Source organism: Rhizobium sp. CB2179 (assembly GCF_057653455.1).
In genome coordinates, this window is record NZ_CM172781.1 from 2,602,968 (window position 1) to 2,627,044 (window position 24,077).

Annotated in this window: 27 protein-coding genes and 1 riboswitch; of the genes, 12 read left to right on the top strand and 15 right to left on the bottom strand. The window is 63.2% G+C overall.

The genetic code is table 11. The annotated features are described in order from the left end of the window. Positions 1 to 17: 17 nt before the first annotated feature. Positions 18 to 881, bottom strand: a complete 864-nt coding sequence (locus tag AC244Q_RS13080) for a DMT family transporter (RefSeq protein ID WP_012758108.1) — start codon at positions 879 to 881, stop codon at positions 18 to 20. Between the two features lie 90 nt (positions 882 to 971). Between AC244Q_RS13080 and AC244Q_RS13085 the strand changes: the two genes are divergently transcribed. After that, positions 972 to 2,381 carry an aminotransferase-like domain-containing protein gene (locus AC244Q_RS13085; RefSeq protein ID WP_128407665.1) on the top strand — a complete coding sequence of 470 codons (1,410 nt, stop codon included), beginning with the start codon at positions 972 to 974 and terminating at the stop codon, positions 2,379 to 2,381. 242 nt (positions 2,382 to 2,623) lie between these two features. Here the strand turns inward: AC244Q_RS13085 and AC244Q_RS13090 are convergent, their stop codons facing one another. Both AC244Q_RS13090 and AC244Q_RS13095 read right to left on the bottom strand, forming a co-directional pair. Beyond that, positions 2,624 to 3,025, bottom strand: coding sequence for a response regulator (locus tag AC244Q_RS13090; RefSeq protein ID WP_003560657.1), 402 nt, complete (start codon positions 3,023 to 3,025; stop codon positions 2,624 to 2,626). 10 nt (positions 3,026 to 3,035) lie between these two features. Next, entirely contained in the window at positions 3,036 to 4,781 is a 1,746-nt protein-coding gene (locus AC244Q_RS13095; protein ID WP_128407681.1) for a sensor histidine kinase, read from the bottom strand. Between the two features lie 84 nt (positions 4,782 to 4,865). Here AC244Q_RS13095 and AC244Q_RS13100 point away from each other — a divergent pair, with 84 nt between their 5' ends. Together AC244Q_RS13100 and AC244Q_RS13105 are read left to right on the top strand one after the other, a co-directional pair. Then, positions 4,866 to 5,402, top strand: coding sequence for a GNAT family N-acetyltransferase (locus tag AC244Q_RS13100; protein WP_128407666.1), 537 nt, complete (start codon positions 4,866 to 4,868; stop codon positions 5,400 to 5,402). 154 nt (positions 5,403 to 5,556) lie between these two features. Beyond that, positions 5,557 to 6,429: a TraB/GumN family protein gene (locus AC244Q_RS13105; RefSeq protein ID WP_128407667.1), complete on the top strand. Its 873-nt coding sequence runs from the start codon at positions 5,557 to 5,559 to the stop codon at positions 6,427 to 6,429. Between the two features lie 67 nt (positions 6,430 to 6,496). Here the strand turns inward: AC244Q_RS13105 and AC244Q_RS13110 are convergent, their stop codons facing one another. The 3 genes from AC244Q_RS13110 to AC244Q_RS13120 form a co-directional block, all read right to left on the bottom strand. Further along, positions 6,497 to 7,411, bottom strand: coding sequence for a phosphotriesterase family protein (locus AC244Q_RS13110; RefSeq protein ID WP_012758114.1), 915 nt, complete (start codon positions 7,409 to 7,411; stop codon positions 6,497 to 6,499). Positions 7,412 to 7,628: 217 nt separating this feature from the next. Continuing rightward, entirely contained in the window at positions 7,629 to 8,285 is a 657-nt protein-coding gene (locus tag AC244Q_RS13115; RefSeq protein WP_026157418.1) for a Vgb family protein, read from the bottom strand. Between the two features lie 49 nt (positions 8,286 to 8,334). Continuing rightward, positions 8,335 to 9,555 carry a helix-turn-helix domain-containing protein gene (locus AC244Q_RS13120; protein WP_128407668.1) on the bottom strand — a complete coding sequence of 407 codons (1,221 nt, stop codon included), beginning with the start codon at positions 9,553 to 9,555 and terminating at the stop codon, positions 8,335 to 8,337. 119 nt (positions 9,556 to 9,674) lie between these two features. On the opposite strand from AC244Q_RS13120, the gene AC244Q_RS13125 reads away from it, so the two are divergent. Next, positions 9,675 to 10,472: a DUF899 domain-containing protein gene (locus AC244Q_RS13125; protein WP_012758117.1), complete on the top strand. Its 798-nt coding sequence runs from the start codon at positions 9,675 to 9,677 to the stop codon at positions 10,470 to 10,472. A 5-nt stretch (positions 10,473 to 10,477) separates the two neighbouring features. Further along, a complete protein-coding gene (locus tag AC244Q_RS13130; RefSeq protein WP_012758118.1) occupies positions 10,478 to 10,837 on the top strand; it encodes a hypothetical protein in 360 nt (119 codons plus the stop codon). Positions 10,838 to 11,020: 183 nt separating this feature from the next. Here the strand turns inward: AC244Q_RS13130 and AC244Q_RS13135 are convergent, their stop codons facing one another. After that, positions 11,021 to 11,662, bottom strand: coding sequence for a metallophosphoesterase family protein (locus AC244Q_RS13135; protein ID WP_128407669.1), 642 nt, complete (start codon positions 11,660 to 11,662; stop codon positions 11,021 to 11,023). 280 nt (positions 11,663 to 11,942) lie between these two features. On the opposite strand from AC244Q_RS13135, the gene AC244Q_RS13140 reads away from it, so the two are divergent. The 3 genes from AC244Q_RS13140 to AC244Q_RS13150 all read left to right on the top strand — a co-directional run bounded on the left by AC244Q_RS13140 (position 11,943) and on the right by AC244Q_RS13150 (position 13,750). Beyond that, the gene (locus tag AC244Q_RS13140; RefSeq protein WP_017994595.1) at positions 11,943 to 12,071 is read left to right on the top strand and encodes a hypothetical protein; all 129 of its coding nucleotides are present in this window, start codon (positions 11,943 to 11,945) and stop codon (positions 12,069 to 12,071) included. 9 nt (positions 12,072 to 12,080) lie between these two features. After that, complete coding sequence (locus AC244Q_RS13145) at positions 12,081 to 12,566, top strand: RNA ligase family protein (protein WP_313903207.1); 486 nt, start codon at positions 12,081 to 12,083, stop codon at positions 12,564 to 12,566. A gap of 161 nt (positions 12,567 to 12,727) precedes the next feature. After that, entirely contained in the window at positions 12,728 to 13,750 is a 1,023-nt protein-coding gene (locus AC244Q_RS13150) for an LLM class flavin-dependent oxidoreductase (RefSeq protein ID WP_017994597.1), read from the top strand. Positions 13,751 to 13,774: 24 nt separating this feature from the next. Here the strand turns inward: AC244Q_RS13150 and AC244Q_RS13155 are convergent, their stop codons facing one another. Beyond that, on the bottom strand, positions 13,775 to 14,599 hold the full coding sequence (locus AC244Q_RS13155; RefSeq protein ID WP_017994598.1) for a helix-turn-helix transcriptional regulator: 825 nt from the start codon (positions 14,597 to 14,599) through the stop codon (positions 13,775 to 13,777). Positions 14,600 to 14,696: 97 nt separating this feature from the next. Here AC244Q_RS13155 and AC244Q_RS13160 point away from each other — a divergent pair, with 97 nt between their 5' ends. Together AC244Q_RS13160 and AC244Q_RS13165 are read left to right on the top strand one after the other, a co-directional pair. Next, on the top strand, positions 14,697 to 15,620 hold the full coding sequence (locus tag AC244Q_RS13160; protein WP_017994599.1) for a phytanoyl-CoA dioxygenase family protein: 924 nt from the start codon (positions 14,697 to 14,699) through the stop codon (positions 15,618 to 15,620). 224 nt (positions 15,621 to 15,844) lie between these two features. After that, positions 15,845 to 16,777, top strand: a complete 933-nt coding sequence (locus AC244Q_RS13165) for a LysR family transcriptional regulator (RefSeq protein ID WP_017994600.1) — start codon at positions 15,845 to 15,847, stop codon at positions 16,775 to 16,777. On the opposite strand, the gene AC244Q_RS13170 is transcribed toward AC244Q_RS13165, so the two are convergent. The 3 genes from AC244Q_RS13170 to AC244Q_RS13180 all read right to left on the bottom strand — a co-directional run bounded on the left by AC244Q_RS13170 (position 16,764) and on the right by AC244Q_RS13180 (position 19,841). Beyond that, positions 16,764 to 18,008: an MFS transporter gene (locus AC244Q_RS13170; protein ID WP_128407670.1), complete on the bottom strand. Its 1,245-nt coding sequence runs from the start codon at positions 18,006 to 18,008 to the stop codon at positions 16,764 to 16,766. The genes AC244Q_RS13165 and AC244Q_RS13170 overlap by 14 nt on opposite strands. Continuing rightward, entirely contained in the window at positions 18,005 to 18,649 is a 645-nt protein-coding gene (locus AC244Q_RS13175) for a winged helix-turn-helix domain-containing protein (RefSeq protein ID WP_128407671.1), read from the bottom strand. Before AC244Q_RS13175 ends, AC244Q_RS13170 begins: the two co-directional genes overlap by 4 nt. Positions 18,650 to 18,722: 73 nt before the next feature. After that, the gene (locus tag AC244Q_RS13180; protein ID WP_128407672.1) at positions 18,723 to 19,841 is read right to left on the bottom strand and encodes an adenylate/guanylate cyclase domain-containing protein; all 1,119 of its coding nucleotides are present in this window, start codon (positions 19,839 to 19,841) and stop codon (positions 18,723 to 18,725) included. 284 nt (positions 19,842 to 20,125) lie between these two features. Between AC244Q_RS13180 and AC244Q_RS13185 the strand changes: the two genes are divergently transcribed. Then, the gene (locus AC244Q_RS13185) at positions 20,126 to 20,350 is read left to right on the top strand and encodes a hypothetical protein (RefSeq protein ID WP_128407673.1); all 225 of its coding nucleotides are present in this window, start codon (positions 20,126 to 20,128) and stop codon (positions 20,348 to 20,350) included. 115 nt (positions 20,351 to 20,465) lie between these two features. Here the strand turns inward: AC244Q_RS13185 and AC244Q_RS13190 are convergent, their stop codons facing one another. After that, positions 20,466 to 20,774 (bottom strand): GCG_CRPN prefix-to-repeats domain-containing protein, encoded by a 309-nt coding sequence (locus tag AC244Q_RS13190; RefSeq protein ID WP_017994604.1) that lies wholly within the window; start codon positions 20,772 to 20,774, stop codon positions 20,466 to 20,468. A 185-nt stretch (positions 20,775 to 20,959) separates the two neighbouring features. Then, positions 20,960 to 21,406 carry an SRPBCC family protein gene (locus AC244Q_RS13195; RefSeq protein WP_017994605.1) on the bottom strand — a complete coding sequence of 149 codons (447 nt, stop codon included), beginning with the start codon at positions 21,404 to 21,406 and terminating at the stop codon, positions 20,960 to 20,962. 240 nt (positions 21,407 to 21,646) lie between these two features. Continuing rightward, a riboswitch (FMN riboswitch) is annotated at positions 21,647 to 21,789 on the top strand. A 78-nt stretch (positions 21,790 to 21,867) separates the two neighbouring features. Here AC244Q_RS13195 and AC244Q_RS13200 point away from each other — a divergent pair. Continuing rightward, the gene (locus AC244Q_RS13200; RefSeq protein WP_128407674.1) at positions 21,868 to 22,302 is read left to right on the top strand and encodes a 6,7-dimethyl-8-ribityllumazine synthase; all 435 of its coding nucleotides are present in this window, start codon (positions 21,868 to 21,870) and stop codon (positions 22,300 to 22,302) included. 67 nt (positions 22,303 to 22,369) lie between these two features. Here AC244Q_RS13200 and AC244Q_RS13205 read toward each other — a convergent pair whose 3' ends face one another. Then, positions 22,370 to 23,140 carry an SDR family oxidoreductase gene (locus tag AC244Q_RS13205; RefSeq protein WP_017994607.1) on the bottom strand — a complete coding sequence of 257 codons (771 nt, stop codon included), beginning with the start codon at positions 23,138 to 23,140 and terminating at the stop codon, positions 22,370 to 22,372. Positions 23,141 to 23,205: 65 nt separating this feature from the next. Further along, positions 23,206 to 24,051, bottom strand: a complete 846-nt coding sequence (locus tag AC244Q_RS13210; protein WP_128407675.1) for an alpha/beta fold hydrolase — start codon at positions 24,049 to 24,051, stop codon at positions 23,206 to 23,208. Positions 24,052 to 24,077 lie beyond the last annotated feature (26 nt).

The window sequence follows — 24,077 nt, forward strand, 5'->3', positions numbered from 1 at the left end:
GAGCGTCATGATCCTCCCTACCGCGCAAACTTGCGAGCGCCGGCGACGCAGAGGATGACGGCAACGGTCACTGCGAGCATTGCCCAGGTCACGGGCTCGTGCAGCAGGGTTGCGGCGAGCGCCAGGCCGAAGAACGGCTGGAGCAGCTGCAGTTGTCCGACGGCGGCGATGCCGCCCTGCGACAGGCCGCGATACCAGAAGATGAAGCCGATCAGCATGGAAAACAGCGAGACATAGGCAAGGCCGAGCAGCGCCGGCGCTTCAATGCCCGAGAAGGTCTCCGGCCGATGAAAAAGCGCGACTGCGACCGTCACCGGCAGCGACAACACGAGCGCCCAGGAAATCACCTGCCACCCGCCGAGCGTGCGCGAAAGCCTGCCGCCTTCGGCATAGCCGAGGCCGCAAACGATGACCGCCGCCAGCATCAGCAGATCGCCGACCGGCGAGGCCGTCAGGCCCTGTGTCAATGCGAATCCCGCCACCAGCGCGCTGCCGAGAACGGAAAAGGCCCAGAATGCCGGCTTCGGCCGTTCTCCGCCACGGATCACGCCGAAGATCGCGGTTGCGAGCGGCAGCAGACCGATGAAGACGATCGAATGGGCTGAGGTGACATGCTGCAGCGCCAACGCCGTCAGCAGGGGGAAACCGACCACGACGCCGAGCGCGACGACGGCCAGGGAGAGAATATCACCTCGGCTCGGCCGCTTCTCTCTGAAAGCGATCAGCAGGCCGAGGGCGAGGAAGCCGGCGATCGCCGCGCGCGCCACGGTGAGGAAGACGGGATCGAACTGCATCACCGCCACGCGTGTCGCCGGCAGCGATCCGCTGAAGATCACCACCCCGATAAAACCATTGATCCATCCCGATGCCATGCGGTCCATGATGCGCTGCACTCCTTCATTCTCTCACTCTTATCGGCCAACACGGATGGCCATGACAGTGACAATCTGATACGATTTTGCGAAACTGTAATGGTTCAGAAAGCAATACAGATGAGCGAAGGACGCACACGCGTAGAGATGGTCGTCGCGACGATCAGGCAGCGCATCGCCGGGCGCAGCCTGACGCCGGGCGCAAGGCTACCTTCCGTCCGAGGGCTGGCTGCGACGTTGAAGCTCTCAACTTCGACCGTCGTCGACGCTTACGAACGCTTGATCGCCGAAGGCGCGATCCTGGCGAGACCAGGCTCGGGATTCTACGTCGCCAACCAGGTAGCGCCCTTTGCGCTTGCCGAGGCCGGGCCGAAGCTCGACCGCGCGGTCGACCCGTTCTGGATATCGCGGCAATCGCTGGAGGCCGGCGAAGCCGACCTGAAGCCCGGCTGCGGCTGGCTGCCGCCCTCCTGGCTGCCGGGGGACGGCATGCGCCGCGGGCTCAGAACACTTTCGCGCGCTGACGGGCCGGCGCTTGCCGACTACGGCTCGCCGCTCGGCCTGCCGCAACTGCGCCAGCTGATTTCCCGCCGCATGGGCGAACGGGGGATCGAAGCCTCCCCGGATCAAATCATGCTGGCCGATTCCGGCACGCAGGCAATCGATCTGCTCTGCCGTTTTCTGTTGGAACCCGGCGACACGGTGCTGGTCGACGATCCCTGCTATTTCAATTTCCATGCATTGCTGCGCGCCCATCGGGCAAAGATCGTCAGCGTGCCCTACACCGCGTCCGGTCCCGACATCGAGCTGTTTGCGCAAGTCGTCGCCGATGAGCGTCCGCGGCTCTACATCACCAACTCCGCCATCCACAATCCGACCGGCGCAACCTTGTCTCCTGTTACGGCTCACCGGGTTCTAAAACTCGCCGACCAGTTCGACCTGACCATCATCGAGGACGATATCTTTGCCGATTTCGAGCACACGCCAGCACCCCGCCTCGCTGCCTTCGACGGGCTCGAGCGCGTCATCCACATCGGCAGCTTCTCGAAAACCCTGTCGGCCTCGGCCCGCTGCGGTTTCGTCGTGGCGAAACCGGAATGGATCGACGGCCTGACAGACCTGAAGATCGCCACCTCCTTCGGCGGCGGCCGGCTGACAGCGGAACTGGTGCTGAACGTCTTGAGCGACGGCAGCTATCGCAAACACATGGAGACGCTGAGACACCGGCTCTCCCGGGCGATGAGTGAGGTCTCGGCCAAGCTGAAGCACCTCGGCATAACGCCCTGGCTGGAGCCCAAGGCCGGAATGTTCCTCTGGTGCCGGCTGCCCGACGGCATCGATGCGGCTGATGTGGCGCGCGCCGCATTGGAAGAGAGGATCGTTTTGGCTCCCGGAAACGCATTCAGCCTGTCGCAATCGGCAACCAATTTCATGCGCTTCAACGTGTCTCAGACGCTCGATCCAAGGGTGTTCGAGATGCTGGGTGATGCGCTGGCAAGAAGAGGATAATGGAAAGTGGGCGGTAACGGATCAAGCCCCTCTTCTCGCGGCGTCCACCAACGCTGATTGTTTAGGAACGGTATTCACCAACGTCCCTCATCCTGAGGCTCGTAGCCCGGAGGGCGAAGCCTCGAAGGAGACGCCGCAACGCAGCTCCTTGCATGCGTCCACGCCGGCGCGCCCGCCTCGCCCTTCGAGGCCCCTGCGCGGCACTTCAGGATGAGGCTCTCTTGGGCGCCGCCCAACAACCATCAAAACGACCGATGGACCGCCTTGTCGTTGGCAAGGCGCGTCACGCAGCCTTCGAGTTTGGCGAGCAGCAGATCGAAGTCGAGCGGCTTCGTCAGATAGTCCGCCGCTCCGCCGCGCAGGCCGGCTAGCGTGTTTTCCCGGTCGGTCAGTGCCGTCAGCAGGATGAAGGGGATGTTGGAAAGCTCGGGGTGGTTGATCTGAATTTCCGCCAGAAGCTGGTGCCCATCCATCACAGGCATCGAAATGTCGCTGATGACGATATCGGGCCACTTCGACAGGATCATTTCCAGTCCCTCGGCGCCGTTCGATGCCTCGAGCGTCTTGTAGCCGGCTTCGCTCAATTCTTCGACGAGGAGGTTCCGGATCTCGACTTCGTCTTCTATGCACAGGACTGTAACCATGAGCTCTTCCTTAAGCTGCGACTTGTTGATCCGACAATAGAAACTCTATTGGCAGAAGAATGGTGAATGTTGTGCCTTTGCCGAGCTCGCTCGTCACCTCGACGGTGCCGCCATGCAGTTCGACGATCTGCTTGACGACGTTGAGGCCGATGCCGGTTCCGGCAATGCCCGTCGCGCTGCGGGCGCGATAATAGGGCTGGAAAAGCTTCGGCAGATCCTCCGCATCCATGCCGATACCACTGTCGGAGATGGCGATCTCCACCGTTTTCTCGTCGGCCCGGGCGCGAACATGAATGTCAGGCGCGTTGGGCGAATATTTGACGGCGTTCGAAATCAGGTTGGTGAAGACCTGTTCCATGGCGCTGCGGTCGAACGTCAATATGTCAGGTATGGGCTCGAGATCGAGATGGAACACATGCGAGCGGCTGAGGTGGCGCTGCCTGTCGCAGCAGCTGACGAGCAGGGCTTTCAGATCGCCTTCGCTGCGCTTTAGTGTGATCTGTCCGGTTTCGAGCCGGCCGCTGGCGAGAATACTCTCCATCAGATCCACCATGCGCACGACCGCACTGCGGATCACGCCGGCTTTTTCGTGAACGTAATCACCGCTGACGTTGGTCGTCGAGCGGCAGAGCCGCTGGGCAGCGGCGTCGATGATGGCGAGCGGCGTTCGAAACTCGTGCGAGGCCATGGCGACGAACTGCCGCTGAAGCGCATTCACCTGCCGTTCGTGCACCAGCAGGCGGTCCAGTTCCTCTCTCTGCCTTTCGATCTCGGCCGTTCGATCGGCCACCATCTCTTCCAGATGGTCGCGGTGGTGGGTGAGCTGCGCCTGGCTGTCCAGCAGGGTTAGCGAGGTGCGATGCAGACCTCGTCCGAGCCAGAACACGACGGTGATCAGCAGCCCCAGGCAGCCGAGCCCCGCCGGCGCGATCTGCTGCAGCAGCATGAAGCCGGGCCGGATAGGCGGCCACACGAAATAGCCGATCGTGCCGCCGTCATGGGACGACACAGGCACTTGCGCCCGCTCGTCCTCACCTTTCGAAGGCGCGAAATTCAAGCCTTCGAGCAGCGCATGATGCGCGATACTTTCGGCGGTCTTTCCATCGATGAACTTGACCGAGATGGCGATGAATTCCTGGCCCGCCTCGATCTGCATCCTGGCCGAGCTCGGCAGAATGGGACGCGCGCTTGTTATCGCCGGCCTGTTGCCGATCATGATCGTCCGAACCGTGGCCAGTTGACCAAGCGCTTCGGCGCCGGGTTTTACAGCCCGCTCGACGAGAGCGGCGCGCATCTCTCCGGCAAGAGCGGTCATTTCATGGCCGTCGTCGTCACCGAGCCGCGGCGGCATGGCATCCGCGCCGTCGCGGAACGCAAACATCAGGCGATTGGTATCGTCGAAGATATAGGTTCTGTCGTGCCCGAAATACTGGCTCGTCCACCGACCGACATTGTCGAGCAGCCATTCATGGTTCCGCTGCTTGGCATAGAGGAAGGCGTCATCCCATTTGGTGACGCTTTCCTGTTCCCGGGGAAGTGCCGCGATCTGCTCTTCCAATCCTTGGCGGACGAAGTCGGCCTGCCGGCGCAACGAGAGATCATCGACCTTCACCGCGGCGAGCCACGCAAATCCGCACAGCAACGCAGCCGCCGCGCAGGTGAGCGTCACCAAGACGAATGTGATGTGGGATGTGAGCCCGACCTTCAATATCTGCAACCTTTTGATGGCGCCTGCTGCCGAGAAATTGACACGCAAAGGTTGACGGACCATGAATTATGCGCTCCCGTGAAGGTCTGTGGCAGGTCCCCATAGGCATCGCAATCGTTGAAGGAGAAGCACGTGGATGCAGCAGCATCGTCGGACACCTCAGGCATCAGGATCGAGCCGATCGCTACCGCCCATATCGACAGCTTTCATCATGCGCTCGACGTTGTCGCGCGGGAGAAAAAATACCTGTCCATGCTGGAAGCGACTCCGCTGCCGCAGACGCGTGAATTCGTGATGGGCATGATTGCGAAACGCAATCCGCAATTCGTTGCCACCGCTCAAGACAAGGTCGTCGGTTGGTGCGATATCAGCCGGCATTTCTTCCCGTCGCACGCCCATCGCGGAAACCTCGGAATGGGAATCCTCCCAGCTTATCGGGGCAAAGGTCTCGGACGCATGTTGATCGAGACCACATTGAGAGCGGCGCAGAAAAGCGGGTTTGCCAGGGTTGAACTCGATGTTTATGAAGACAACGCCCCTGCTATCGCTCTCTACGAAAAGATGGGATTTGCCCGCGAAGGCATCGTCCGACATGCGGCACGCATCGACGGTCGGTTCATCGATGCGATCAGCATGGCGCTTTTGTTCGACGAGCGCGGCGCGGCATAGATCCAGGTATCGCCGAGAATTTTTGAACGAGTCCAGCTGACTCCCGTGCCCCGGATGTTCATCATTTCCACCGGGAGTTGGAACAAATGCTCTTTCACGCGATTAGTCCAATGCGAATGCGCCGCCATGCATCGGGCTCAGCGAGGAGGCAGCCATGCACTTCACCCGCCGGCAATTTGCAGCGCTTGCAGCCGTAGTTTTCCTACCAGGGATGCCACGCGCAGCAGACGAGGAGAACGCCCTCTTCTGGCGCGCCAAATCCCCCGCGAATGACCATGTACTTTTTGGCTACGTGCGCATCCGCGCCGACGCTTTTCCTGACATCGTTACCGAGGGAAAACGCCTGATCGATCAATCGAAGACGGTGCTGATCGACGTCAATCCCAGCCTTATCCTGTCTACTACCAAGTTCAAGAACAGCGATATCACGCCGGTCTTGTCAGGTTTGACGCCATCCGGTCAGGACGAGTTCAAGACAATCCTTTCGACATCCCCGGCAAAGGGAGCGATCGCAAAGCTTTCCGGTTTCGAGGCGAGCCTGCTCCTCATCGGCGAAGGACAGCATGCCTTCGCCCCAGACGCGCCGAGCATCGGCCTGGCGCTTGCGAAGTATGGCGCATCGATCGGGCGCGATGTGGAGACGCTTGCCGCCGACGGGGAAATGCAGGCCATGCAGAAGCCATTGACGCTCGAAACGGTCAATTCGGTCGGCCCCGCCTCGATCATCTACCTTCTCGAGCTGCGCCGCCGGATCGGACCGATCGGCGCCTATTTCGACGAGCTGTACAAGGCTCGAAAAAGTGGTGAGATTGCAAGCCTCGGAGAGGAAATCACCGCCAGAGGCATCGTGACGCCCACCGACCTCATCGATGCGGACAAGTTGCGCGCGCTTCTGATCGAGCGGATCACAAATCTGCCGGCAGGCACCAACGCTTTCGTCATCCTGCCGATAGGCCTTTTGAACGGTCCTTACAGCATTCTCAGCGAACTCCGCTCCCGCGGAGCAGAGGTGTCAGCAATCGGCTGAACCCGGTCTTGAGCAATTCCGGGGATCGCGACATGAATGCCCAGGCTCCTTTCGCCCGGCCACTCTCCTATCGGGCGAAAGCCTCGAACGGATTGTCGTGTGTCAGGCGCACCAGGGTGTCGTCGTCTATGCCCCGCCGTTTCAACTCGGGCAGCAAAACCGTGGAAAGATGCGTATACGGTTTGGGTATCCCGCCCATCGGCTGCGCCGGATCGAACCAGCCGCGGTCATGGCTCAACAACAAGCGATCGCCGCAGCCCGCCTCCAGCGCCTTGATCACCAGCTCCGCCACCTCGTTGTCCCCGCTCCGGCCGACATGGTCATATTCGATCCAGGCGCCTCGCTCAGCGACGGCGACATTAAGGGCGAAGTCCGCTTCTTCCTGCGTGTGGATGGAGATGAACCTGTCGGCCTTGTAGCCTTCCGCCTCGATGACATCGAGTTGGTCCATGACGACCCGTCCCCTGATCGTATGACTGCCGATGACGGCGTCCGTCTGGGCCGCGGCGCGTGCGGCTGCCCGCAGGATTTTCGTCTCAAGCGCCGTCATGCCGTCATCGCCGGCGCTGAGCTTGATCCAGCCCGCCTGGAACCCGGTTTCGTCGATCTGCTCCGTCAGCTCGCGAAGCATCCACGCCTCCAGCTCTTTCTCGGAAGCCTGGCGGACCCATTCGGGAATCCAGGGTTCACGGTAATTGCCGGTGGGCACGACGATCGGAAAATCCGTCGCGAGCGACACGGCAAGATCGATATCCGCACGGCGTCCAACGCCGCCCGTCGAGCATTCGACCAGTGCCGTCACCCCGAGCTTCTTGATCCGCTCGATTTCGGGAGCCATCAGACGGACGACGTCGTCGATGTCTGCCTCGGCATAACCGGGCTGGTCCGGCGTCCTGAGGTCGACGAAAACGTGCTCGTGCGGGAGGATCATCCCAAGTTCGGATTTGCTCTTAGGCCCGAGCGTGGTGCGCAGATATTTCAAAATCTCTCCCCCGCGATCATACCGGCTTTGCGTAAAGACCTCGACCGACACTGCCGCGAAAGTAGCTCGTCACGTACCGAAATCAATCTCCCACTCGGTTAAAATTCCAACAACTTGACCCCTTGATATCGACTTCCAACTTGACGCCCGAATTGCTGGCGAGCTGACTGTCGCCCGGGAGAGATATGTCGTATCGGCCTCTTCGGCGTCGCATCGGCTACTTCCCTTTCCCCTCCTTGCCCTGCGCCGGCCGGCTGATCGCGCGGATCTTGCCGCTGCCGCCGCCACCGCAGAAGAAGCAGTCGCCGCCGTCGGATTCGAGGCCGGAGACGCCGGTACCCTCGGGCATATCAAGCCGCTCCAGCACCTCCCCGGTTTCAGGATCGATGCGCCTGACGTCGCTGTCATCGCCCTCCCAGGTGCCGTGCCAGAGCTGGCCGTCGACCCAGGTGACGCCTGTCACGACGCGGTTGGATTCGATGGTGCGGAGGATCTTGCCGGTTTCCGGGTCGATCTGGTGTATCCTGCGGCCGCGGTGCTGGCCGACCCAGAGCGAGCCTTCGGCCCAAGCAAGGCCGGAATCGCCGCCATTGCCGGGCGCCGGGATGGTGGAAAGGATGCGGCCGGTCTTCGGATCGATCTTGTGAATGACATCCTCGGCGATCTGATAGAGGAACTCGCCGTCGAAAGCCGTTCCGGCATGGGACGCAACCTCGATCGAGCGCACCACCTCGCCGCTTGCGGGATCGAGCGCGTTCAGCCTGTCGCCCGAGGCGAACCAGACGTGCTCACCATCGAAGGTGACGCCGTTGACGCGCTCGGCGCCGGGAAAGGGTCCATATTCACGGATGATCGTCGCTGCCGATTTTTTCATCTCTTCCATCCTGTTCGCCCGTCGGGCCATCTTCATCAGTCAGGCCATACTAATCGCTTGGCAAAGGTCCCGGGAGTAACAAGACCGTCGGGAAACCGGGCAGCGGCGGGCTCATCCAACGCCGCGCCCGCCCGCGCCCGAAGGATTGCACCTTGCCCTCCCCGGCAAGCGAATCCAGCGCCCGCTGCACGGTGCGCGGGCTGGCGCCGAGCGCGATCGCCAGCGCCGAGCTCGACCAGGCCTCGCCATCGGCGAGAAAGGCAAGCACCGCCCCATACTGGCCTTCGACGAGCGGCGCCAGCACGGCAGTCTCGCCGGCGCGCCGCGGCGAAAGCGCAAAGCCGCGTTTCGTCGCCGAGACCTCCGCCAGTCCCCGCAGTTCGGCACGCAGCCGGCCGATCTCGACGCGCAGCCGGGCACGATGCGATTCATCGGCATGTTTGCCGCGGAAGGCGCGCGCGATGAGCGTGCCGCGTGCCACATCCGCCGGCCAAGCTTCGGCAAGCGTCCGGGCGAGCGTGAAGAGCACCGGCCGCGTTGCCAGCGACACCGAAAGCTGATCGTCGCGCACGACATGGCGGCAGGCATCGACAACGAGCGTGCCCGAACCCAGCAGCTCTTCCACCTCCTCGAGCAGCAGCGGGCTTTCCCGCCAGCGCGAGATCAACCGCGCCACCGGCGCGCTGAGCACCTGGGCGGCATTTTCCACCTCCGCCGTCAATACCGGCATACCGGCCTCGCGCGCCGCCTGCCTCGCCCGGTCAAGCGCCGCACGCGCCGCTTTCGTCTGCAGGCGCCGGATCGCGATGCCCGTGACCACCAGCTCATGAGCGGCCCTTGCCGCCGGCGGCAGTGGCGTCGGGTCGAGTGTTTCGAGCGCCCGCTCGGCCTCGTCGAGCCGGCCGATCAGCACCAGCCGGCGAAGCTCGACATTCCTGGCATGGGCGGCATTGACCCTGTCGCCATGCGCTTCGAGCACCTTGCGCGCCGCCTCCAGCGCTTTGGGCGGCCAGGTGAGATCACGCGAGACCAGTGCGATCTCGGCCTCGGCGACCACGCAGCGGGCTCGCGCCACCGCCTCCCGCGGGCCGAAAGCACGCGCCGCACTCTTCAGCAGCGCCTTGGCGCGGACGAGATCGCCGAGCTGCGCCATCGCAATGCCGCGCAGCGCCAGCGCCGGCGCATCGTCGCGCAGCGCCACCCGCTTCAGCGCGCCGAGCGCATCTCCCGTTGCCAGCGCCCGCGCCGCCGCCGTGATCAGCGAGTCCATTCAAATCCCGTCACACTTGTCACTCCCACCCTTGCCCTGCCCGGTCGTAGCTTTGTCGTCGACCGGCAAGCAAGCCTGCGCCGGATGCTACGACGAGAGACAGGCAAAGGAGAAGACCCATGACGACAGAGCTGAACGCAACACGGCAGCAATGGCTGGCGGCTCGCCTCGATCTGCTCGAAGAGGAAAAGGAACTGACCCGGCAGAGCGACGTGCTGGCGATCAAGCGCCAGCAATTGCCGCGTGTGAGGATCGACAAACAATATCGCTTCGACACCGACGGCGGCAACATCTCGCTGAAAGACCTCTTCGGCGGGCGCTCGCAGCTGCTCGTTTATCACTTCATGTTCGGGCCGGATTATACCGCGGGATGCCCGTCCTGCTCCTCGATCGCCGATGGCTTCAACGGCTTCTTCGTTCACCTGGAAAACCACGACGTCGCCTTTTGGGCGGTCTCGCGCGCGCCGCTCGCAAAGCTCGAAGCATTCAAGCGACGGATGGACTGGAGCTTTCCCTGGGCCTCCTCCTTCAGCAGCGATTTCAACGGCGATTTCAGCGTCTGGTTCTCTGCCGAGCAGCAGCACCAGGGCGAGGTAGACTATAATTACCGCCGTGAACCGCCCGCCCCCGAACCGCTCACAGGCAGGACTGTCCAGGAATGGCAGCCGGGCGACAGCGAGGCGCCGATCACTCAGATCGCCGCCATGACCGGCACCGATGTCCCAACCTATACCCGCGACCGGCCGGGTGTCAGCGCCTTCGAGCTCATCGATGGCGCCGTCTACCACAGCTATTCCAGCTATGCGCGCGGGCTGGACGGGTTATGGGGCATGTACCAATGGCTCGACCGCACCCCCAAGGGTCGCAACGAAACCGGCATCTGGTGGCGCCACCACGACCGGTACGGCAAGGAGTGACGCCGATGCTGCTTTCCGCCCACACTCCAAAGAGAGCCGACGGCAACGCCGCTCTCAACGCCGCCGAATGGCTCTCGCTGGCCGCCGCAGCAGACGGATCAGTTGCTAAGCCGAGCCGTCGCATGGCTAGCCCAGGCGACCAAATCGCCGGCCGCGTAGCCGATTGGCTGTCGCTCGCAGCCGCTCCGACATTCGCGATCATGGCGGTGCTGACAGCCACGACCGGCAGCGCCGACATGATCTGCATGACGACGCCGGATGCTTTCCCGATCGGCGGAATGCTGCCCATGTACCTGCTGATGAGCGGCTTCCACCTGGCGCCCTGGCTGCGGCTCGCCGCCGGCTGGCGGGGCCTGAGTCGTTAGTGACGTGCTAAATGCCGCCACATCTCTCCTCCGTCATTCCTGTGCCCGTCACAGGAATGACGGAGATTGGGATGGCATTCTCGCCAAACTTTCTGCTGACGAGTCATGGCGGGGCGATAGCTTCCCCGCTAAGCAGCACTCCGCTCAGCCTCCGGTATTATCTCCCTGCCGACACGCCCAAGTTCACGCCCTCACCTCGATAAAGTCGATCGGCCCACCGGCAATTTCGTCATCGAACACCGCGCAGGAAAGCTTGCCGCCGAAGACGCAGCCGCTGTCGATGTTGGTGCGGTTTCCAGTTGTCACCGGGTTGGACAGCGACGGCGTATGGCCGTGGACCAGGTGCTTGCCCCAATAGATGCTGGACTCACCGGGAGGGAACCGTAGCCAGAGAAGATCGCGCTTGGTCTGCCGTTCCAGCGGAAATTCCGGAACAACGCCGGCATGGACAAAGATGCGATATCGATCGACATGCATGAGGGGACGATCGGCAGCCCATTGCAAATGCTGAGGCAGAACCCTGCCGTCATAGGACATTTCGGTTTCGAGTCCGCCGTTGCTGATCCACACGTCTCTGCTGTCGCTGTCGGCATAGGCAGCGACCATCATGTCCTCATGATTGCCTTTCAGGCAAATCCATCGCCACGGGTCCGATGGACCGGCGATGATCCGGTCGAGGACACTTTTGCTGTCAGGCCCGCGATCGACATAGTCGCCAACGAAGACGACGGTCCCTTCAGACGCATAAGTCTCGATCCGATCGATCATCCTGTTCAGCGGATCGATACAGCCGTGGATATCACCTATGGCGAATGTGTAGCGCATGTTTCAAGCTTCTCGGTTGCAATGCGACGGCCCGCAGCCAAGGATGAGAAGACGCGCCAGGACTTTGTGCGGAGGCTCACGCCGCTCGCCGTCCGCCGCATCATAGCAAACGAAAGCCCGCCGCCATCGCGAAAACCGACTCGTTCTCCAGCATTTATGGCCATTGGCTCTCCTTCCGCTTGAATTCGGATATGATCATCGCACCAACCATCGAAGATGCCGATCCGTAGACGGGTGCGACCTTGCATTGCGCGATCGCCAACGGCTATGCCTTCATCCCATGAAAAAATACGGACGAACCTATCACCTACCGATTTCGCCCGGAGCGACAAGCGACGACAAGGTCATGACGAAGCTTGACGGGCTGATGATCGCCGATCTTGTCATCACCGTGAAAATGGATGGTTAGAACACGACCATTCATCGGGGTGGGTCTCACGCCCGCAGTCCCGACAGCCGTTATCATTCGTCGCGTGATTGGCTTAAAGCCTTTGCCGCCGGCATCAGCCCGCAACTGGCACATGGCGAACGCATCGTCGGCGAGAACCTCTATGCCCAGCACTCGATCGGCTATGATGACCTGCCGTCGTACTTCCTCGGCTTTGCATGGATTAGCGACGATGAGGTCCAATCCTGGGATCTGACTCTGGCCCGATTCGAAGAACTGGGCATCGATCCGGTGTCGACACTATATCGGGGACCATACAAAGCCGGTCTGTTCGAGGATATTGCGGCCTCGCTGGATAGGACCAAGCAGGAGGGTTTTGTCGTTCGTATCACTGATGGATTCCTGGAAGCCGAAATGCCGGTTCGGATGGGCAAGTATGTGCGGGACAACCACATTCAGAGTGAAACGCATTGGATGCAGTCGGAACTCATCCCCAATCGCTTGGCAAATTCCTGACGGACGAGAGCTGTGCATTCAAAGCCAACTCGGTCTGCCATTCCGTCTGATCCGATCCCATGCAGATCCGCCGTGCCCTTCCGGTTCCGATTGTCTTCCGGCCCAAAACTGTGCGATGACCCATCGACCCCAGACACAACGGATCAAGGTGCGGCATCGGTATGAAGAAGATCGGTTTCCTCTCGTTCGGGCACTGGACGCCCTCACCCCAATCGCAGACGCGCTCGGCCGGCGACGCGCTGCTGCAGTCGATCGACCTTGCCGTCGCGGCCGAGGAACTCGGCGCCGACGGAGCGTATTTTCGCGTTCATCATTTTGCCCGCCAGCTGGCCGCACCCTTCCCGCTGCTATCAGCGGTCGGCGCGAGAACCAATCGGATCGAGATCGGCACTGCCGTCATCGACATGCGCTACGAAAACCCGCTTTATATGGCCGAGGATGCCGGCGCGGCCGACCTCATTGCCGGCGGCCGCCTGCAGCTCGGCATCAGCCGCGGTTCGCCCGAACAGGTGATCGATGGCTGGCGGCATTTCGGCTATGCCCCGCCCGAAGGCCAGAGCGAGGCCGACATGGCCCGCCACCATGCCGAAGTCTTCCTCGAAGTGCTGCGCGGTGAAGGGTTTGCCAAGCCGAACCCGCGGCCGATGTTTCCCAATCCGCCCGGCCTGCTGCGCCTCGAGCCACATTCCGAGGGCCTGCGCGAGCGGATATGGTGGGGCGCGAGCTCGAATGCCACCGCCGTCTGGGCAGCCAAGCTCGGCATGAACCTGCAGAGTTCGACGCTGAAGGACGATGAGACGGGAGAGCCCTTCCACGTCCAGCAGGCCGACCAGATCCGGGCATACCGCGAGGCCTGGAAAGAAGCGGGCCACACGCGCCAGCCACGCATCTCGGTCAGCCGCAGCATCTTCGCGCTGGTCGACGACCGCGACCGCGCCTATTTCGGCTACGGCAACGACGAGGGCGACAAGATCGGCTTCATCGATGAGAAGACCCGGGCGATCTTCGGTCGGAGCTATGCGGCCGAACCCGATGCCCTGATCAAGCAACTCGCCGAAGACGAGGCGATCGCCGAGGCTGACACGCTGCTGCTCACCGTGCCCAACCAGCTCGGCGTCGAATATAACGCCCACGTCATCGAAGCGATCCTGACCCACGTCGCGCCGGCGATGGGTTGGCGCTGACGCGCTGTCATTGCTGCCGGGCTCTCAAACCCGCGGATATCTCGCACGGAATTCGCGAGGACTGCAGCCCTCACGTTCGTGAAAGACCCGCGAAAAATAAAACGGGTCATCCAAGCCGATCATCGCGGCGACCGTTTCGATCTTTTCGTCGGTGGTTGCCAATAGCTGTTTGGCATGATCCATGCGCGCCCGAAGCTGAAATGCTTTGGGAGGCAGTCCAGTTTCGAGCGTGAACCGCCTGCGCAGCGTGGCCGGAGACATGCCATGCTCGGCGGCAAAGGCTGCAAGGTCCAACGGTTGCATCGCCCGCCGCCGTAGCGTTTCCACGATGTCGGCCATATCTAGCCTTTCCTGGCGTCGATCGGCCGCGCCGCTTGCCTGTCTGGCGGCGGATATGACGATGCGATGCAGCATCAATGCCGCCGAGGCCTGCCCGAGGTTGGTGTCGTCAAGCAGATCGGCATGAAGTTTGCCGAAAAGCCGCATCACCTCGTCGAGATGATGCAGGGCGACGACCGGATGTCGCTCGGTCATGATCCTCAGCCTCACGAAGTCTCGCGTGAACGACCCTTCGAAAAGCGCCCAGCGCTCGTCCCAGCCGCCTTCGTCGGGGCCATAGGAATGTACGCGGTTCGGAAACAGCCAGAACAATGCAGGTCCGGTCAGGCTCATGCGGCCGGTGGCGGCCGTTTCCAGCCAGCCCTGCCCTCGCTCCACCAGCACGACGGCGAAACTCGGCAGTTTCCGGTCCGTCACCGCACGCCGGGCATGCTGCCTGCCGCTGCCGGTGACTGCCAGTCCGCCGGCTGCGCCGAGCGGCGTTCTATAGATGGCTTCGGCGTCTCTCATGGTGAGCGAAAAGTCCAGCTATCAATTTCCTCTATGTCGGTTGGTATGCCGGATCAGGTAATTGATGGCAAGTCAACTCAAGCGACGGAGGAGTGAAATGTCAATTGCTGCGGAGGTCATACAAGCTCGCAAGATGGATTTGCCTCTTGCCGCAAACGGCAGAACCTTGCCCGTTGAGCGGATCGGTTGGCTCGCGCCGACCGATCCCGGCATCGGCATCGACGCCATCCGCCGCCGCTACCAGGACGATGGCTATGTCTGGCTGAAAGGCCTTCTCCCGCGGGCCGATGTGATCGATTTTCGCCGCTGGGTTTTCGAACATCTCGCCGAAACCGGGCTGGTCGATCCCGGCAGCGATTTTTCTCTGGGCATCGCGTCTGCCGGCGGCTTCGACAGGAGCCTTGGGGACAGGCGCCTGATGTCCCTCGTCCGCTCAGCCGCCTATGAAGGTTTCTGTGCGCAACCGCCGCTCGCCCGCTTCATGGACGATTTCCTGCAGGGCATCTCCTATCTCCACAAGCGCAAGCTCATGCGTTTCATCCAGCCGGGAACGCCGACGGCCACGCCGGCCCACTATGATCTCGTCTATCTCCGCGGCGGCACCAGCCGCCTGGTGACGGCCTGGATTCCGATCGGCGACATCCCCGCCGAGATGGGCGGCCTGGTCTATCTCGAAGGCTCGCACGCGCTGGGCGTCAAGATGGAGGCCGAGTTCCAGGCAGCAAGCGGCGATCTTTCTGCAGAAGAGCGGATCAGTGCCTATAACCGCCACATGGCGGAAGGCGGCTGGATCTCGAAGGATCTACCCGATATGGCGGAGCGCTTCGACACCCGCTGGCTCGCCGCCGATTATGAGGCCGGCGACGTGGTGCTTCACTCGCCCTACATGATCCACGCCTCGACCACCAACCAGGACCGCACCCGGCGGCTGCGCCTCTCCACCGACATCAGATATCAGAATGTCGACGACGAGATCGACGTCCGATGGAACAACCATTGGAGTCTCGGCGATATGCTGTAGCTTAGTTCGACTGCCTCATTCGGCACAACCCCGGCTCTGGCTGCATGTCATCCGGTATAGGCGACCGCGCAACTGACGCAGAAAGCGAGGCGCAAAACGCCGGCCGCCGACACAGAAGCGAAGTGCTCGGACCTTACTGCCGTGTTGGACGTTGATGCTCCGAACCTTGAATCGGTCGCATGACTGACCGAGTTATGCCGTAGCCGAACCGCTCGAGTTGCCTGATGCCGCGTACGAACCTGAACGATATCCTGATCTTCATGGCCGTCGTCGATGCCGGAAGCTTTATCGCCGGCGGCCAAGCCCTGGGCCTGTCGCGTTCAGCGGCAGGCAAGGCTGTCATCCGCCTGGAAGACCGGCTCGGCGCGCGTCTGCTCAACCGCACGACGAGAACGTTGAACCTGACCGACGAAGGCCGGATGTTTTACGAGCGCGGGCTGCAGATCCTTGCATTGGTCGACGAGGCGGAGGCGAGCGTTGCGGGGCAGAACAGCACGCCGCGAGGCGTTCTCCGGCTGACCGTTCCCGATGCCTTCGGGCGGCTTGTCGTGCTGCCTTTGCTTGAAAAATATCTTCAGGCCTGGCCCGACATCCAGGTCGAAGTGAGCTTCACCGATCGCCTGGCCGACATCGTCGAGGAAGGCTTCGATCTGGCGATCCGGATCGGCGCGACGGCGACGGACACCCGCCTGGTCTCACGCGTGATCGCCACCTATAAGGCGCGGCTCTGCGCCTCGTCGGCCTACCTTGCCGAGCGCGGCGAGCCCCGCGATATCGACGATCTCGCGGTCCATGACTGCCTGATCTTCGCCGGCCGCAATCAAAGGCAGGGCTGGCGCTTTCGCGGGGAAGGCGGTTCCTGGATCAAGGCGCAGGACCGCAGCCGCTTGAGGCTCGACAGCGCAGAGGCGATCCGCGACGCCGCCCTGGCGGGACTGGGCATCGCGCTGCTTCCCGATTTTCTCGTCGCCGACGATCTCGTCACCGGCCGCCTCCGGCAGATCCTGCCCGACCTCGAAACCGACGACGTAAAGATCGTCACGCTCTATCCCGACAAGCGCCTGCTGGAACCGCGTGTCCGACGCTTCATCGATCTGATGGTCGAGGAGCTTGGAGACCAGAGCGAGGCACGCAACCGCGACGCTAGGTCTGGGTGATAGGCTTGTCGAAGCCGCGGAAGCTCTTCAGCGCCAGGGGAAAGAGGGTTGCGGCGAGATAGGCGAGCCCGGTGAGCGAGAGCGCCGCGGCGAGGCCGATCGTGCTGATCAGGGCGCCGCCGACGAGGCCGCCGAAGGGGATGAGCGCGAAGCAGAGGGCGGCGTTCATCGCGGTGACGCGGCCGGTCAGCGGCTTGGGGATGCGCTCGAAGATCACCGCCGACAGGATCGGATTGAGGAAGCCCGAGGCAAATCCTGCGATTGCCAGGGTGAGGAAGATGATGGGGAGTGGCGCATCCAGCGCAATAACGAGAAAGCGCGGAAATCCGGTCAGCAGGAAGGCCACGGTATAAACCATCAGGCGCGGCATCCGCTCGCCGATCGCAGCGGCAATCGCAGCACCCGCGATCGAGGCGCCGGTGAAGGCCGAAAACATCGCCCCCAGCAATTCCGGGCCATGGCCTGAGCTCCGCGTCCAGACGGGCAGCAGCACCGCGTGATAAGCCTGGTCCAGCAGGTTAGTGGTCGCCACCATGATGACAATGCTGACGAGCACCGCGTCGCCGCGCAGAAAGCGCCAGCCTTCCCTGAGATCGCCGAGATAGGAGGACATCCCGCCCGGCCGGGCCCCGGGCATGCAGCGCAGCTCGGGGACGCGCCGCAATCCGGGGATGCCTACTCCCACAATCAGCGCAGCGGCGGCGAAGGTGACGGCATTGACCACCAGCGCTTGGCCCGGGCCGATCAGGCCGATCAGCGCGCCGGCGCCGGCCGCACCCGCCGTCGAGGCCAGCCGCTCGATGGCACCAACGAGGCCTGTCACCCGCTCGAGCGGCACCGCCGCCAATTCGGCAATATCAGGCACCATCGCCTGTTTGGCAGCATCGGATGGACCGCGCAGCACACCCATGGCAAAGACGACAGGCAGCAGCAGCGACATATCAAGCAGGCCGAGCCAATCGAGCAGCGGCACCAGCATCACCACGGCCACCGAGGCGGTGTCGCAGACGACAGCGATGCGTTTCGGGCCGACGCGGTCGATCAGCGGCCCACTGAGCGCCTTGGCGGCGACATAGGGGAGCATCTCCATCATCGCTGTCAGCCCGGTTAAAACGGGGCTGCCGGTCGCGCTCAGCACCAACCAGGGAATAGCGATGGTCGACAGCCGCGTGCCGGAAAGCGAAAGCGTCTCGGCCGCGGCAAGCGCCAGGAATGGCCCACCCTTCCTCATGACCCATCATCTTCCTCGCGATGCGGGAGCCGGCCCGGATAGGGAAAGGCGTGCAGCATGATCGAGAAGGGAACCATATCCGGGGGTGCCAGCTCCCCCAAAGGCGGAGCCACCCGCATCGCTTCGAGAATGGTATCGGTCAGCCGCTTGGTCAGGGCTTCGGCCTGTTCCGCCGTCATCGGGATGATGATGTCGCTGGCCGTGCTCGCCTTGCGCCATTCCGCCGGCAGCTCGGCATATTCCTCCAGCGCCTGCTGCATCTGGCCGACCTGCAGAGAGAGTATCGCCTGGTTGAAGGCGAGGTCGAGATCAAGCGCTTCACCCTCGGCCTCGCTTGCCGGCACCGAGGTGAGCTCGTGGCTGGCGCGCCACCAGCGGTCGCGCCGCGAAGCATGCGGCGCTTCCTCGATGAAGCCGTATTGGGCGAGCTGGCGTAGGTGATAGCTGGTCGCGCCGCTATTCAGCCCGAGCCGCACTGCCAGCTGCGTCGCCGTGGCGGGTCCATCGACCCTGAGCATGCCGAGCATGCGCAGCCGGACAGGATGCGTCAGCGCCTTCAGCGCGGTGGGATCGGGCACGACGCGGCTGAGGGTGCGGGGTGCGGTGACGGATTGAGCAGGCGGCGGGCGCGGATTTTTCATGCCGGAAGCCTACTATTGCAAAGACATCTTTGCAAAGCTTTCTTTGCATAAATGCAACTGCCCTGTCCGCGGCTCAATCCTCAGGCAGGGTGAAGACCGCGCAAGGGGCGGCGATGCCGCGCAAGGTGTGCTCTCCGAGCGGCATCAGGGCCGTTGCCGTATTCGCCGCCACTGCGCCCGAGATCAGCACACTTCGGCCGAGCGGCTTGCACAGCCCTTCCAGCCGGCTGACCAGATTGACGGCGGGGCCGATGGCGGTGAAATCCAGCCGGTCGGCAGCACCAATATTCCCCCACAGGATCTCGCCGAAATGCAGTGCTGCGCCGAAGGGCAGCGGCGCCAGCCCCTGCGCCTGGCGCACCTGATCGAGGTGGGCCATGCCCGCGCGGCTGGCGGCGACCGCGCGCAGCGCGGCCTCGCAGGCCCCGCGATCCCCTCGGGCAGCGTCGCTCTCGCTCGACGTAGCCGTGACCGGAAAGATCGCCAGCACGCCGTCGCCGATGAACTTCAGCACCTCGCCCCCGAAGGCATGCACGGCGCCCGCGACACGGTCGAACCAGGCGTCCAGTACGGTGATCATCACGTGAGGCTCGGTCACCTCGGAGAGCGCGGTGAAGTCGCGCAGATCGGCGCAGAGAAGGGCTGCGCGGATGGTCTCGCCGGTGCCGCGGGCAAGCGCGCCGGCCTGCACCCGGGCGGCGCTGCGCCGGCCGAGATAGGCTTCAAGCAGCGCGGCCCGCGCCTCCCGCGCCGCCAAAGCGGCGAGCGGGGCTGCAGAAAAACGCGCAACTTCGTGCAGCAGGCCAGCCTCGGCCGGGCCGAATGCGCTGCCCCCTACCCCGTTTGCAACCCCCGCCCAGCCAAGCAGCGGGCTGTCCAATGCCTGATTATCCTGCGTAGGCCCGATCCTGGCCTCCCATACCGGCCCGAGCCCGGCCAGCCACTCGCGCCCAGCCTCGCTCTGCGGCGCCGCGGCAAAGGCTAACGCCTCGATGACAGCACCGGTCTCGGCGCGCCACAGCCAGGTGCGCCGCGCTATGATCGGATGCGGCACCGAAAGGGTCAGCGCGCCGCCGGAAAGCGGCAGGCCATCGGCCAGCAGCCTGCGCCCGAGTTCGGCCAGAAACCGTTCGGGACCAGGCGAGGCGCCGGCCTCGTCAACCAGCCAGGCAAGGGGGGACGGCAGATCCATAGCTTAACATCGCACGCTCACCGGGGCAGCCGCAAGGACATCCCCGGAGTGACCGCTTGCGGTCATCCCGGGTTCGACAAGCAGATATCCTGCACGTTCATCAGGACACGCCACGGGTGTCCGTGAGGACATTCCCATCGACTCAACCTGTCACCCCAAAAGTGCGTCCACTCCCCTGTCGAAAAACCATCCACTGCGGTGGAAAACAAAAAATAAACACTTTAAACTTGCGCGACTTTGATTCCATTATAGGGCCGTTCGTCATCGTGTGATTGAGGGGTGCGATGGGCACGATATTCTGGCCAAAAGATCCGCTGGATGGGAATGACATGACGCTGCTGACGTCGATCCTTCGGCGATGGTGCGAAAGGTATCAGGTCGAGCTGACGGCGGAGGAAAGCAGCCGCAAGGCGAAAGAACTCGTCGAATGGTTCGAATTCGGCGTCAAGGATCCCGTCGAGCTCGAGGAATTGATCGACGACACGCACTGGCTCGTCAGCAGGATCTGACCCTCTCGGGCAAATCGCAAGAACGCTGGCTGTCAGCGTCGGCGACGCTTTTTCATGAGAAAAGGCCGGGCGAAAATCGCTCCGGCCTTCGTCCATTTACATCTGAGCGAGACTTTTAGTCATTATCCCGCCAACGCCGGTCGCGATCCCAGCGCCGCTCATGGCGCCAGCGCGGGCCATCCCAATCGCGGTGACGCCGCTCCCAGCCCCAGCGGGGCGGACCACCGTAGAAAGCTACCGGCGGCGGGCGTCTCCAGCTTCGCCGGCATTCGCCCCAGCGCGTCAGATGCCAGCCGCGACCGCAGGCGTAGTCGACCTTTGTGACACTGCTCTGGACATTGATTGTCCCCATCGGCATTGCCTCCGCGGTACCGATCGAGAGGCTGCCGGCAAGCAAGGCAGCCGCGATAGAAAGTGCCTTCATCGTGAACTCCATTTTCAATCCAGCCGTCCCAACTTTATGGCCGCTAAATTGAACTGGAGATGAACTGCGCGTTCATGTTTGCGGGAGAAAAAGCAGCGCTTCCGTACGGCCGGTTTGAGCGCCCGCCGACCGCTGTTGTCGCTGCGGCAAGCGCTTCAGAGACGCCCCGCGCCCGCAAAAATTGTTCATGTCCGGCCGTAAAAAGCGTCGGGACCCGGATCACGCCCGGCGGCGACTTCTGTCAGGCGCCCGAGGTAATGCGCCCAGCCTTCCGCATGGCCGGCGCATTGATCGGCGCTGGGCAGGCCGCTATGGGTGAGCCGCAGCAGCGTTCCGCTCCCCTGTTCGATCAGGTCGATCTCGACCAGGCTCGACCCCGGCGGCACCACTTCACTGCCATCCCAGCCGAAACTGTAGGCAAGGCGATGAACCGGCACCACCTCGCGAAACGAGCCGCGCGCAAAGCGGGCGCCGGTAACGTTGACGAGATAGAGCCCGCCGGGCTGCGGCTCGACCTGCGCTTCCGTTCCCATCCAGCGCAGGATCTTCTCCGGATCGGTCATCAGCGCGAATACCGCGGCCGGCGGCGCCGCGATATGCGCCTCGCGGTGGACGACGAAAGATTCTGGCATCACTCTCTCCCATGGTTGTCACGGCCCCGCCCAGGCGGAGACAGCGCGTCCTGTCTTGTCGTGCTTCTGACGTGGATGTCCTCACCGAGAGAATGTAGGCGCAGGCTCCTCCTCCGCAAGAGGTATTGCCCGTCGCCATCGACGAACGAGCGGAATCGCCGCTTGGGGAGCCCTGATCCAGCTCCGGCCGCGAAAGCATTTCAACCTATTGCCAGCCCGCCACCTTACCCCTATTGTTCGCGCCGTTCTCAGGGCGGGGTGAAAGTCCCTACCGGCGGTATGCAATTTTGGTTGCGAGCCCGCGAGCGCCTTCTCAGGAAGGGTCAGCAGATCAGGTGAGATGCCTGAGCCGACGGTCATAGTCCGGATGAAAGAGAACGTGCGCTCCTGCCGCCCTTGCGGCTGTCGGGAACGTTCGTGATCGCCTTGGGTGATGTGTCTGTTCGCCAAAGGAGATTGCCGTGACACCCACCCGCTATGCCTTCGTCAAAGCCAGCTGGCACGCCGACATCGTCGACCGCGCCCTTGATGGCTTCCATCAGCTTATTCCGCCCGAGCAGGTCGACGTGTTCGATGTTCCCGGCGCATTCGAGATGCCGCTGCTGTCACGCGATCTTGCTGCAACCGGACGCTATGCCGCTGTCGTTGCCGCCGCCTTCGTCGTCGACGGCGGAATCTACCGCCACGAATTCGTCGCCCAGGCCGTCGTCGATGGGCTGATGCGCGCCGGCATGGATACCGGTGTGCCGGTGCTGTCGGTGTCGCTGACGCCGCATCAGTATCAGGAAACCGAACACCACAAGCAGATCTACCGGGCGCATTTCGTCGAGAAAGGACGCGAGGCAGCAAAGGCGGCTCTGACGATCGGCAAGACCCGCGCTGCTCCCGCCGCGTGAAAGCGGCTCGACGAGCAGAAGAACAACAGGCGATGAAGACGGCGGGGCAATCCCGCCGTCGACCACATCAGATCGACTTCACCTCGCCGCCATCTATGCGTAGCGTCGAGCCGGTCATCCAGCGGGCACCCGGCGACACCAGGAAGGCCATCAGTTCGGCGATTTCCTCCGGCTCGCCGTAGCGGGCAATGCCTGCCTGTTCGGGGAAATGCGCGGTCGCCTCCTCCACGCTCACACCGTGCAACGGTGCCCAGTGCTCGAGATAGGAACGGCGCCGGCCGGTCATGACGGGGCCGGGCAGCACGCTGTTGACCTGGACGCTATCGGCGATGCCGCGATCGGCAAAGGCCTTGGCGAGCGCCACGATCGCCGCATTGATCGTGCCGACCGCCGCATAAGGCGCCTTTGGAAACACCGCCGAATTGCCCGACATCAGGACGACGGAGCCGTTGGTCTCCTTCAGTGCCGGCCAGGCGGCAATCGTCAGGCGCCGCGCACCGTGCAGCTTCAGCGCCAGTCCACCTTCCCACTGCGCGTCGGTCATCTCGAAAAGATCGATCTGCGGCACGGCGCCGGCGATATTGAGCAGCGCATCGATGCGGCCGAAGGCACCGAGCGCCTGATCGACCACGGCCTGCGCCGCCGCCGGCTCAGCAAGGTCGGCGCCGATGACGAGGGCCTGCGCGCCGACCGCCCTCACCGCCTGCGCGGTCTCCTCCAGATTGGCGCGGTTGCGCGCGACCAGCACCAGCGCGGAAAAATCGCGCGCGAGGCGCAGCGCCGTCGCCTGGCCGATGCCCTGGCTGGCGCCGGTGATGATGGCAACTGTATCAGACATGTCGTCTCTCCTGTTGGCTTGGGCGACCGCCCGCCCCTTCCGGCGGGCAGCGCCTGGTTCTGCTCTCAGCGGGCCAGAAAATCGCGGATCGCAGCCGCGATCTCTGCGGCATGCGTTTCCAGCGCGAAGTGGCCGGTGTCGAGGAAGCGGACGACCGCATTGGGATTATCGCGCTTGAACGCCTCGGCGCCGGGCGGCAGGAAGAACGGATCGTTCTTGCCCCACACGGCCAGGAACGGCGGCTTGTGGGTGCGGAAATAATCCTGAAAGGCAGGATAGAGCGCGACATTGCTCTTGTAGTCGCCGAAGAGGTCGAGCTGTATGTCCTCGACGCCGGGCCGCGCCAGATAGAAATTGTCGAGCGAATAGCCGTCGGGCGAAACCGTCGTCGGATCGGCAACCCCATGCGTATATTGCCAGACCGTCGTTTCCGGCTGCAGCATCGCCTTCAGCGCATTGCGGTTCTCCTCGGACGCATCCTCCCAATAGGCCCGGATCGGGTTCCAGCCCTCGCTCAGGCCCTCGACATAGGCGTTGCCGTTCTGCGAGATGATCGCCATGATCCGGTCAGGATGTTTCACGGCCAGCCGGAAGCCGGTCGGCGCGCCGTAGTCGAACACATAGACGGCGTAACGATCGAAGCCGACGACTTCGGTGAAACGATCGATGGTCGTGGCGATCCCGTCGAAAGTGGCGCCGCGTGCCGGCAGGTCGGATCGTCCGAAGCCCGGAAGATCGGGCGCGACGATGTGGAAGCGATCGGAGAGCAGCGGCATCAGGTCGCGGAACATGTGGCCGGCGCTCGGAAAGCCGTGCAGCAGGAACAGCTTCGGAGCATCCGGCGAACCGGCCTCGCGATAGAAGATGTTGAAGCCGTCGACGTCGGCGGTGCGGTATCTGATGATGGACATGACAGTCTCCTTTTGCTGTGATAACT

What these genes read in the sequence shown, in the direction of transcription:
- AC244Q_RS13080 (WP_012758108.1), bottom strand. Translation starts at nt 881, where the DNA reads ATGGACCGCATGGCATCGGGATGGATCAATGGTTTTATCGGGGTGGTG.
- AC244Q_RS13085 (WP_128407665.1), top strand. Translation starts at nt 972, where the DNA reads ATGGTTCAGAAAGCAATACAGATGAGCGAAGGACGCACACGCGTAGAG.
- AC244Q_RS13090 (WP_003560657.1), bottom strand. Translation starts at nt 3,025, where the DNA reads ATGGTTACAGTCCTGTGCATAGAAGACGAAGTCGAGATCCGGAACCTC.
- AC244Q_RS13105 (WP_128407667.1), top strand. Translation starts at nt 5,557, where the DNA reads ATGCACTTCACCCGCCGGCAATTTGCAGCGCTTGCAGCCGTAGTTTTC.
- AC244Q_RS13115 (WP_026157418.1), bottom strand. Translation starts at nt 8,285, where the DNA reads ATGAAAAAATCGGCAGCGACGATCATCCGTGAATATGGACCCTTTCCC.
- AC244Q_RS13120 (WP_128407668.1), bottom strand. Translation starts at nt 9,555, where the DNA reads ATGGACTCGCTGATCACGGCGGCGGCGCGGGCGCTGGCAACGGGAGAT.
- AC244Q_RS13125 (WP_012758117.1), top strand. Translation starts at nt 9,675, where the DNA reads ATGACGACAGAGCTGAACGCAACACGGCAGCAATGGCTGGCGGCTCGC.
- AC244Q_RS13130 (WP_012758118.1), top strand. Translation starts at nt 10,478, where the DNA reads ATGCTGCTTTCCGCCCACACTCCAAAGAGAGCCGACGGCAACGCCGCT.
- AC244Q_RS13135 (WP_128407669.1), bottom strand. Translation starts at nt 11,662, where the DNA reads ATGCGCTACACATTCGCCATAGGTGATATCCACGGCTGTATCGATCCG.
- AC244Q_RS13140 (WP_017994595.1), top strand. Translation starts at nt 11,943, where the DNA reads ATGAAAAAATACGGACGAACCTATCACCTACCGATTTCGCCCGGAGCG.
- AC244Q_RS13150 (WP_017994597.1), top strand. Translation starts at nt 12,728, where the DNA reads ATGAAGAAGATCGGTTTCCTCTCGTTCGGGCACTGGACGCCCTCACCC.
- AC244Q_RS13155 (WP_017994598.1), bottom strand. Translation starts at nt 14,599, where the DNA reads ATGAGAGACGCCGAAGCCATCTATAGAACGCCGCTCGGCGCAGCCGGC.
- AC244Q_RS13160 (WP_017994599.1), top strand. Translation starts at nt 14,697, where the DNA reads ATGTCAATTGCTGCGGAGGTCATACAAGCTCGCAAGATGGATTTGCCT.
- AC244Q_RS13165 (WP_017994600.1), top strand. Translation starts at nt 15,845, where the DNA reads ATGCCGCGTACGAACCTGAACGATATCCTGATCTTCATGGCCGTCGTC.
- AC244Q_RS13170 (WP_128407670.1), bottom strand. Translation starts at nt 18,008, where the DNA reads ATGAGGAAGGGTGGGCCATTCCTGGCGCTTGCCGCGGCCGAGACGCTT.
- AC244Q_RS13175 (WP_128407671.1), bottom strand. Translation starts at nt 18,649, where the DNA reads ATGAAAAATCCGCGCCCGCCGCCTGCTCAATCCGTCACCGCACCCCGC.
- AC244Q_RS13180 (WP_128407672.1), bottom strand. Translation starts at nt 19,841, where the DNA reads ATGGATCTGCCGTCCCCCCTTGCCTGGCTGGTTGACGAGGCCGGCGCC.
- AC244Q_RS13185 (WP_128407673.1), top strand. Translation starts at nt 20,126, where the DNA reads ATGGGCACGATATTCTGGCCAAAAGATCCGCTGGATGGGAATGACATG.
- AC244Q_RS13190 (WP_017994604.1), bottom strand. Translation starts at nt 20,774, where the DNA reads ATGAAGGCACTTTCTATCGCGGCTGCCTTGCTTGCCGGCAGCCTCTCG.
- AC244Q_RS13195 (WP_017994605.1), bottom strand. Translation starts at nt 21,406, where the DNA reads ATGCCAGAATCTTTCGTCGTCCACCGCGAGGCGCATATCGCGGCGCCG.
- AC244Q_RS13205 (WP_017994607.1), bottom strand. Translation starts at nt 23,140, where the DNA reads ATGTCTGATACAGTTGCCATCATCACCGGCGCCAGCCAGGGCATCGGC.
- AC244Q_RS13210 (WP_128407675.1), bottom strand. Translation starts at nt 24,051, where the DNA reads ATGTCCATCATCAGATACCGCACCGCCGACGTCGACGGCTTCAACATC.